The following is a 3,052-nucleotide window of genomic DNA, read 5'->3' on the forward strand; positions in this document are numbered from 1 at the left end:
CCGGCTCGTCACCCCGGTCGTCCACCGGGTCGTCCGGGCGTTCGCCACCCGGGTCGTCCACAGCGGGGTCCACCGGGTCGTCCACCGGGTCGTCCGCGCGGTCGGCTGCACTGGGGGTGGGGGGCATGCCGTGGATGGTAGTGACGCGGAGCACTCGTTCCCGCAGGTCATTCGGCATGCCCCGGAATCCTGACCGAATCCGCCCGGGCGGACAGTGTTAGCCTGGCCCGGCGGGCTCGGTACCCACGGGTCTGTTCCGACGCCCATCTCGACCACCTCCGGAGCCAACGGCACGTGACCCTGACCCTCGCCCTCGCAGTGGCCTTCGGCATCGCGGCGATCTCACCGTTGCTGGCCCGCACCATGGGGCGGGACGCGGGATGGCCGCTCGCGGCGCTGCTCGGCGGCCTCGCCCTGTACATCTGGTTCGCCATCCCCGTCGACTCCGTCTCCGCGATCGAGTGGATGCCCGCGCTGGGCGTCGAGCTCCGCCTCTCCCTCGACCCGCTGGCCCGCGTGTTCACCATGATCGTCCTCGGGATCGGGGCCGTCGTGATGGCCTATTCGTCCCGGTACCTGGGGCGCGGCGGAGGTCACGGAGGTTATTACGGCCTGATGACGCTGTTCGCGGCGTCCATGCTCGGGCTCGTCCTGGCGGACGACGTCGTCCTGCTGTTCGTCGCGTGGGAGTTCACGACCCTCTGTTCCTTCTTCCTCATCACACTGGCCGGCCCCAAGGGGACGCAGCCCGCGGTGCGGACGCTCCTCGTCACCGTCGCGGGCGGGCTCTGCCTGCTCACCGCCGCAGCGCTCATGGTGGTCCGCACCGGCACCACCGTCCTGTCGGAGATCCTGGTCGATCCGGTGTGGTCGGCCGACCCCGGCTTCGCCGCCGTGATCGCCGTGCTGATCGCCATGGCCGCGTTCACCAAGTCCGCGCAGTTCCCGTTCCAGGCGTGGTTGCCTGACGCCATGGTCGCGGCGACACCGGTCAGCGCCTACCTTCACGCCGCCGCCATGGTCAAGGCCGGCATCTACCTGCTGCTGCGGTTCTCCGAGGCACTGCACGACGTCCCGGTGTGGAACCTGCTCCTGATCACCTGCGGTATGACCACCGCCGTCCTCGGCGCCGTGTTCGCGATGCAGCGGGACGACCTCAAGGAGCTGCTCGCCTACTCCACGATCAGCCAGCTGGGCTTCCTGGTGGCGACGATCGGCGTGGGCACCCCGGCCGCCATGGTCGCCGCGATCGTGCACACCATCGCCCACGCGCTGTTCAAGTCGTCCCTGTTCATGTTCGTGGGCGTGGTCGACCAGCAGACCGGGACCCGGGCCATGAGCGGTCTCCCGCGGCTCTACCGCATCATGCCGGGCACGGCGATCGGCGTGGGACTGGCCGCGGCGTCCATGGCGGGGCTTCCCCCGCTGCTGGGCTTCGTGTCCAAGGAATGGATGTTCAAGTCCATGCTCGACGCGCCGGGAGCCGCGTGGACCGGGCCCGCGCTCGGCGCCCTGGCCGTGTTCGCCGCCACCTTCACCTTCGCCTACTCGGCACGCTTCCTGCTCGGAGGGTTCGTCACCCACGGTCCCCCGGCGGGGCCGGGCCCCGAGCCGGTGCACAGCACTCCGGAGACCATCGAGGCCCCGCACGCCTCGTTCTTCCTCCCCGCCGCCCTCCCCGCGGTGCTCGGCCTGATCCTCGGGTTCACCGGGTTCCTCCTCGAGCCGGCGGTCGCGGCCGCGGCCCGCGCCTCCCTCGGCGAGGGCTACGAGGCGGACTTCGGCCTCTGGCACGGGTTCGCGCCCGAGTTGTTCATGTCGATGGCCGTGATCACGTTCGGGATCGTGCTGGTCCTGGTGCGCAATCCCGTGGACCGCTTCCTCGACCGCGAGCTCGCCCCCATCACCGGGGTGGCGACGGTCGACGCGCTGCGCCGCTGGGCCATCGCGGGAGGGGCACGCGTCGGCGACGTCACCCGGACGGACCGGATCTCCCGGCACGTCTGGGCCGTCCTGTTGGTGCTGGTCGCCCTGGCCGCCGTGGGCGTGACAGCCGTCCGCCCCGAACCCGAGGTGGGCTCACCCGTCCGGGCGGAGGACTGGGTGGTGGTGGTGCTGCTCGTGGTGGGGACCGCGGCCATGGTCGTCTCCCGCTCCCGTCTCGGCGCGGTCGCGAACGTCGGGATCGTCGGGTTCGCCATGGCGCTGTGGTTCTTCACGCTCGGCGCGGTCGACGTGGCCCTGACCCAGCTCCTCGTCGAGGTCCTCACCGTCGTCGTCATCGTCCTGGTCCTCCAGCGTCTCCCCCGCGCCTTCCACACGGTCTCCCGCTCGCGCACGCTCGTCAGCGCGGCCGTCGCGATCGTGGTCGGCCTGGCCTCGGGCGCGGCGGTGTGGGCCATGACCGGTCGCCGGGAACTCTCCGACGTCGGGCGGTACTTCCTCGACAACGCGGAGGAGGACACCGGCGGCATCAACGTGGTCAACACCGTCCTGGTGGACTACCGAGCGCTGGACACCCTCGGTGAGCTCACCGTGCTCGGGGTGGCCGGTCTCGCGGTGATCCTGGCACTGCACGCCAGGCGCGCCCTGCCCCGTCGCGAGGTGCCGCTCGCCGTGCACGCGGACTCGCCGCTGCTGTCCGCCCGGGACAACGGGGTCTTCCTGCGCACCTTCGCCCGGATCCTCGGGCCTCTGATCGTGCTGCTCTCGCTCTACTTCCTCGTGCGGGGCCACAACGCCCCCGGCGGAGGGTTCAACTCCGCGCTCATCGGCGGGGCCGGGATCGCGATCTACTACCTGCGCGCGCCGAGCGACGAGGCGGCGCGGATCCGGGTGCCGTACGTCGCGGTCATCGCGGCGGGCGTGATCATCGGGGTCGTCACGGGCCTGGCGGGCTTCGTCGACGGCTCGTTCCTCCTGCCGCTGCACGCCTACCTCGGTGACCTGCACCTCACCACCGCGCTGGTCTTCGACGTGGGCGTCTACCTGGCCGTCCTCGGCGTGATCATGGCCGCGATCGACAAGCTCGGCGGGGACGACCGGAGCGACG

Annotated in this window: 1 protein-coding gene; it reads left to right on the plus strand. The window is 71.3% G+C overall.

The features are described 5' to 3' along the window. Positions 1-294: 294 nt before the first annotated feature. Positions 295-3,052 (plus strand): DUF4040 family protein (locus G6027_RS12580; RefSeq protein ID WP_182637476.1); only part of this gene is annotated, 2,758 nt, incomplete at its 3' end.

This window comes from Dietzia sp. SLG310A2-38A2 (assembly GCF_014145095.1).
In the GTDB taxonomy this organism is placed as follows: Bacteria; Actinomycetota; Actinomycetes; order Mycobacteriales; family Mycobacteriaceae; genus Dietzia.